This window comes from Aliirhizobium wenxiniae (genome assembly GCF_019511445.1).
In the GTDB taxonomy this organism is placed as follows: Bacteria; Pseudomonadota; Alphaproteobacteria; order Rhizobiales; family Rhizobiaceae; genus Neorhizobium; species Neorhizobium wenxiniae_A.
The window spans coordinates 16,432-22,631 of the sequence record NZ_JAEUAN010000008.1 but is presented as its reverse complement, the minus strand read 5'-3'; the positions used below and the strand labels follow the sequence as shown (position 1 = coordinate 22,631).

Annotated in this window: 4 protein-coding genes; all 4 read left to right on the top strand. The window is 59.4% G+C overall.

Features of this window, described 5'->3' with window-relative positions; all coding sequences use genetic code 11:
* Window positions 1–453: 453 nt before the first annotated feature.
* The 4 genes from JNB91_RS11715 to JNB91_RS11700 are packed head-to-tail and all read left to right on the top strand — an operon-like array spanning window position 454 to window position 6,103.
* On the top strand, window positions 454–1,779 hold the full coding sequence (locus JNB91_RS11715) for a TolC family protein (protein ID WP_223218155.1): 1,326 nt from the start codon (window positions 454–456) through the stop codon (window positions 1,777–1,779).
* Window positions 1,780–1,816: 37 nt separating this feature from the next.
* Window positions 1,817–2,572 (top strand): efflux RND transporter periplasmic adaptor subunit, encoded by a 756-nt coding sequence (locus JNB91_RS11710; RefSeq protein WP_220325694.1) that lies wholly within the window; start codon window positions 1,817–1,819, stop codon window positions 2,570–2,572.
* Between the two features lie 4 nt (window positions 2,573–2,576).
* Window positions 2,577–3,956 (top strand): efflux RND transporter periplasmic adaptor subunit, encoded by a 1,380-nt coding sequence (locus JNB91_RS11705; protein ID WP_220325693.1) that lies wholly within the window; start codon window positions 2,577–2,579, stop codon window positions 3,954–3,956.
* On the top strand, window positions 3,953–6,103 hold the full coding sequence (locus tag JNB91_RS11700) for a site-2 protease family protein (protein ID WP_220325692.1): 2,151 nt from the start codon (window positions 3,953–3,955) through the stop codon (window positions 6,101–6,103). The genes JNB91_RS11705 and JNB91_RS11700 overlap by 4 nt, the downstream gene beginning before the upstream one ends.
* The last annotated feature ends 97 nt before the right edge of the window (window positions 6,104–6,200 follow it).

The window sequence follows — 6,200 nt, the reverse complement described above, 5'->3', positions numbered from 1 at the left end:
GAAATACTAATGCCGAAATACTAATTTTAGTAGTGCGAGATATAGCATTGAAACAGGCCTAGATCGGCACATTTTCGTCCAGATGAGCAATCCTCGGCGCAGCCGGCGCGCGAGGGAACATGCAATCCACACGTTCGGGAAAGCTAATCCATTAGGCCCTTATTAATCATATTCGTAAATCTTTAAGTAGCCCTGGGTTTCCGAATGCGTTTGTGCCCCATCTGACATTGAATGGCACGAAGTCGGAAGCACGCGTTCCCTGGTATCGCTTTCTCGCGAGGGTATCGTTGCAATGACTTAAGAGGTGACGCAGTGAAGTTTCCGCTGATTTGGACCGTGCCTGTCGTCTTGCTTGCGACCGGATGCTCGGTAAAAACGGAACCATTCACTCCGGAGGCGAATGCGACTTTCGGAAATGAAAAGCTCCTGAGAGCGACGGCAAACCAGGAGCCGTTGACAGGATCGGTAGATCTGTATCAGGCCATGGCACGGGCGCTGAAATACAACCTCGACACGAAGGTCGAGATCATGCAGGCCGCATTGAAAACGCGTGAAGCCGATCTTGTGAGCTACAGCGCACTGCCTAAGGTGGTGGCAGGTGCAGGCTATGCCGGACGTAACGAAGCGGATGCTTCCACCCCCTCGACACGCGATGATAATATCCGCACCGCGGACCTGACGTTCTCGTGGAATATCCTCGATTTCGGCCTCTCCTACGTCCGGGCCAAACAGGCGGCGGATCAGGCGCTGATCCAAGAGGAAATGAAGCGGCGGATCGTCAACAAGGTGATCGAGGACGTACGCACCGCCTATTGGCGTGCTGTCAGTTATCAGCGCCTAGTCGGTCGCATGCGGGCGCTCGAAAATCGTGTGGCGAGGGCCTTGCGGGATACGCGTGGCCTCTCTTCGGGTGGAGAAAGTTCACCTCTCGTTGCGCTTACCTATGAGCGCGAGTTGATCGAGGTGAAGCGCGAAGTGGAAATGCTAGAAGGTGAACTGAAGGTCGCCAAGAGCCAGCTTGCCGCCTTGATGAATGTGACGCCCGGAACCCATTTCACGCTAACCGTTCCCAAGCGTGCGTCAACCAAGCTTGCAGTTCCCGACAACATGCCGGAAATGTTCCGTATCGCGGTGGAAAACCGGCCGGAAATGCGAGAGGTGGCCTATCGCACAAGGATCAACGAGAAAGAGGTCAATGCCGCGCTTCTCGATATCCTGCCGGGCTTCAACGTCTATGCCGGCGCCAATTACGATTCCAATGAGTTCATTGCCACCAATGACTGGCTGTCATGGGGTACCAAAGTCAGTTTCAACGCGATGAAACTCGTCAGCATGCCGGCCGTCAACGACAAGATCGAGGCGGAAAAGGAGGTGCTCGATGCTCGCGCACTTTCTGTCGCGATGGCAATCATGACGCAAGTTCATATCAGCCGCGTCCGCTACGCCCATCTGAAGAAATCCTATGGAACGGCGGCGGCCCTTTCCAATGTCTCACACCGCATCCTGAAGCAAGTGAGGGATGAGACAACCGCGCAACGAACCAGCGAACAGATCCTCATCCGTGAGGAAATGAATGCGCTCCTGGCCGATGCCAAGCTCGATATGGCCTATGCGGACCTGCAGAATGCCTATGCCAATATCTACGCGTCGCTCGGTGTCGATCCGTTCCCGACAGGGCTTTCGACGACATCCAGCGTCGAGCAGATGGCGGCGCAACTGAGGACCATGTGGACCACGGACGGTGGGCCGGCGAAGATCGAGGTGATCGCCGCCAAGTAACGGCGGAACACCGCAATAGCAGCGTAAGGAGCGTGCCGTGCAAAGATTGAATGTAAAGCGTCTGGTCCTTGTCGCGCTCGTCACCACCCTTGCGGGCTCCGGTCCGTTGCAGGCGCAACAGCATGGGGAAACGCTTCGCGGCATCGTCAAGGCGGTGAACGAGGCGATGATCGGCACTGACCTGATCTTCCCCATCGCCTCATTGCCGTTTAGCGAGGGACAGCACTTTGCCAAGGGCGATATTCTCGTCGCCTTCAACTGCGCCGATCTGGAGGCCCAGGTGAAATCGGCCGAGGCCATGCTGCGCGCGGAAACGATCACGCATGAAAACAATGCCCGGCTCGCCCGTTCCAAGGCGGTCGGCACTTTCGAGGTGGCGCTCTCGAAGGCCAAGACCGATCAGGCGTCGGCCGAGCTTGAGGCTTTTCGCAGCAAGATGTCCCGCTGCGTCATCCGTGCGCCCTATGATGGCCGCATCGCCTTCATGCGCGCCCATGAGCATGAGATACCGGAGCCGAACCAGCCGCTCATGCAAATCGTCAGCGAAGGCGATCTTGAGATCGAGACGCTTTTGCCGTCGAGTTGGCTGAAATGGCTGAAGCCGGGAGCGCGTTTCGCCATCAACATCGATGAAACCGGGGAAAAGAAGGAAGCCGAGGTCTCGCGGATCGCGGCGATTGTCGATCCGGTCAGCCAGACGGTGAAGGTAACCGGTCGCTTTACCAGCGACACGACCCATATCCTGCCGGGCATGAGTGGCCCAACCGAGTTCAACCCCGCATCGGGGGGATGAGGTGATGGAACAGAATATCAAGACTTCGCTTCGTCCCTCTCCAACGGCACCCGCCGATCTTGCGGCGGTATCGAAGGGATATGAGCTGTTGCTGCGGGTCGAGGCTGAGGCCCGGCAGGCCCAGACGGTGAGCGAACTTGCCTTCCTGATCGCCAACGAGACGATCCGCATCACCAAAAGCCGGCAGGTTTTTGCACTGGCCGGGCGGCCGGAAAACCTGATCGTCAAGGCGGTGACCTCGATCACCAGTGTCGATCGCAATTCGCCGCGGGTCCGCTGGATCGAGGCCATCATCCAGTCGCTGCGTAAAGACCAGGGTGTCGAGGCCCCCCGAGATTTCGTGCTGCCTGCCTATTGCCCGCCGGGCGATACGGAACATGCGAACTTTCCCTATCGCTTCCTCGCCTGGATGCCCTTCAAGCTCAAGGATAGCACGGTGTTCGGTGGCATGCTGCTTGCCCGCGAAATGCCCTGGACCGAACCCGACCTCTTGATCGCCCGCAGACTGTCCGGAGCATACGCACATGCCTGGGCAGCGCTTGTCGGCGAGCGCCGATTGAAACGGCGGATCAAGGTCAAGCCTCTGCTTGCAGCTGCAGCAATAGCAACCGTAGCGCTCGGTTTTTATCCGGTTCCGCTGACGGTTCTGGCACCGGTCGAGGTTGCCCCGATCTCACCGCGCATCATAGCAGCGCCGATGGATGGGGTCATAGACAGCATCGCCGTCAATCCGGATCAGGCGGTGAAACAGGGCGAGCAACTTCTGAAAATGTCGGACGTGATGCTGCGCAACGAGCTTGCCGTGGCCGAACAGGATGTCCGTGTTGCCGAGGCAAAGCTGATGCAGGTGACGCAAGGAGCCGTCTCCGATCCCAAGCTCAGGGCAGACCTGGCGATCACCCGCAGCGAATTGACAGTGGCGGCCGCCAAGCGCGATTACGCCCGCGACATGCTGCAGCGTTCCGATGTGCGTGCTCCGGCAGATGGTATTGCCATCTATACCGACCGGCGGGACTGGATCGGCCGGCCGGTGACGACCGGTGAGCGGATCATGGAAGTGGCCGATCCTGACCGCATGCAGTTGCGTATCGACGTACCGGTTGCCGATGCGATCGCGGTATCCAAGGGGGCGAAGGTGCGCGCCTTCCTCGATTCCGATCCGCTCAATCCGGCAAGCGCCAGTGTGGTCGCGGCGTCTTTCGAGGCAAGGATGATCGAGGGCGATGTTCTCGCCTATCGCATCTATGCGGCGCTGGATGGCGCGCCGCACAATATGCGTCTCGGCATCCGTGGCACCGCACAGATCAGTGGTGAGAAGGTGCCGCTTGCCTACTACCTCTTCCGCAAACCGATATCCGTCATCCGCCAGCGGTTGGGCCTATGATCGTCGGCCAGCCGCAGATCGCCAAACCGCAGGATGCGCCACTGCCGGCGCTGCGCCAAGACCTGCAGATCATGCGGGTGGGAGCGAGCTATTCCGGGGCGCCGACCTGGGTCGTCTTTGACCCGATCCGAAATCGCTTCTTCCGCATCACCTACGAGATGTTCCAGCTTCTGAGCCTCTGGAATGTCAGCCACACGGTCGGCAATCTCCTGCGTAGCGTCAATGCCCGGCTCGTCGAGCGCCTGTCGGTCGATGATCTCGGCACGGTGGTGCGGATGCTGGAACATAATCTGCTTCTGGTCGAGCCGACGCGGGGGGCCTGGCGGGCGCTGCACCAGAAGGCCCAGCCGCGCCATTCCTGGTTCATGCGGCTCATTCACAACTACCTTTTCTTCAAGATCCCGCTGGTTCGCCCCGAACCCTTCATCCGCGCCACATGGCCCTATGTGGCCTTCCTGTTCAGCCGGGTGTTCTGGTGGATTTCCGCCGTCGCGGGCCTCATCGGTATCTACCTCGTCTCGCGCCAGTGGGATGCGTTCGTCGGAACCTTTCCCTTCGTCTTTTCGCTGGAAGGGGCAGCGATCTCCATCCTGTCGGTGATCTTCATCAAATGCCTTCATGAACTGGGACACGCCTATGTGGCGCATCGGTTCGGCTGCCGTATCCCGACCATGGGCATTGCCTTCATGGTGATGATGCCGCTGCTCTACACCGATGTCAGCGACGCTTGGAAACTGAAGTCCCGCTGGCAGAGGCTTCGGATCGATTCCGCCGGCATGCTGGTGGAGCTGACGGTGGCGGCTTATGCGCTGCTCGCCTGGGCCTTCGTGCCGGACGGTCCGCTGCGCAGCGCCATCTTCGTTCTGGCTGCGACTGGCGTGGTGTTAAGCCTGCTGGTCAATCTCAACCCGTTCATGCGCTTCGATGGCTACTACATCCTCGCCGACCTTCTCGGGGTGGAAAACCTGCAGCCGCGCAGCTTCCGGCATATGCGATGGCGGCTGAGGGAGTTTCTGTTCAAGCCCGGTTATGCCGCGCCGGAAGCCTTTCCGCCGAGGCTCGACATCATCCTCACCGCCTATGCGATTGCCACCGCCATCTACAGGCTGGTGCTTTATCTGGGCATTGCGGTGCTGGTCTATCACTTCACCATCAAGCTGGTCGGTATCCTGCTTTTTATCGTCGAGATCGGCTTTTTCATCATTCGCCCCATCGTCATGGAAGTGAAGGAGTGGTGGGCCATGCGCAGCGATATCGTCAAAACCCGGCGTACCTATGTGACGCTCTCGATCCTCGGGCTGCTTCTGGTCCTGGCCTTTCTGCCGCTCTCGACCCGCGTGACCGCGCCCGCAGTCATCTACCCCGAACAGTTCGTGCGGCTTTATCCGCAGGAGCCGGGGCAGGTTGAACGCCTCGATATTTCCGCCGGACAGACCGTGAAAGCGGGTGACATCCTGTTCGTCATCGACGCGCCGCAGATCCGGGAAGAACTGCGTATAACCAATGTCGAGATAGAGCTTGCCCGTTCACGTCTTGCCCGCGTGGGTGCCAATGCAGATGACCTTGCCCAGCGCAGCATCATCGAAAGCGAACTCGGCAGCTCGCTTGCCCGCAAGACCGGGCTTGAGGAACGCAAGGCGTCACTTATCGTCAAGGCACCCTTCGACGGCACCATCACCGAGATCAATCCCGAGATTCAGGCCGGTCAGTGGGTCGGACGCAATGAGCAGATCGGGTTTCTTTCCGCCGGAAACGGATCCGTTGCACGCGGATATGTGGCGGGCAATGACAGCTCGCGGCTCAATGTCGATGCCGCGGGCTGGTTCATCCCCGACGACCTTTCGCAGCCGAGGCTGCCGGTGAAGCTCGCTGCGATTGCCGAGGCCGGAGCGCGCGAGATCGATCTGCCACAGCTTTCGTCGCAACATCATGGAGCGATCGCCGTGCATATTGCCTCGGAGCCAAGGCGCCAAAGGCTGGTCCCGGTCTCGGCCCAATATGCCGTGGTCGCAAAGGTCGGTGACGCCGCCTTTCAGCCCAGCCGATCGGTCCAGGGGGTCATGCTTCTGGATGGTGCGGGAGTAAGCTTCGCCGAGCGGGCTTGGCGGCGTGTCTTGATGGTGCTTTTCCGGGAGGCGGGTTTCTGACTAAAAGTCATGAAATTGCAAGGTGATGGACCTGATCACCCGTTCGTGAGAGTGGCGCGGTTTGTTTGATCGACCAGACGTCTTGTTGAAGCGTGAT

What these genes read in the sequence shown, in the direction of transcription:
- JNB91_RS11705 (WP_220325693.1), top strand. Translation starts at nt 2,577, where the DNA reads ATGGAACAGAATATCAAGACTTCGCTTCGTCCCTCTCCAACGGCACCC.
- JNB91_RS11700 (WP_220325692.1), top strand. Translation starts at nt 3,953, where the DNA reads ATGATCGTCGGCCAGCCGCAGATCGCCAAACCGCAGGATGCGCCACTG.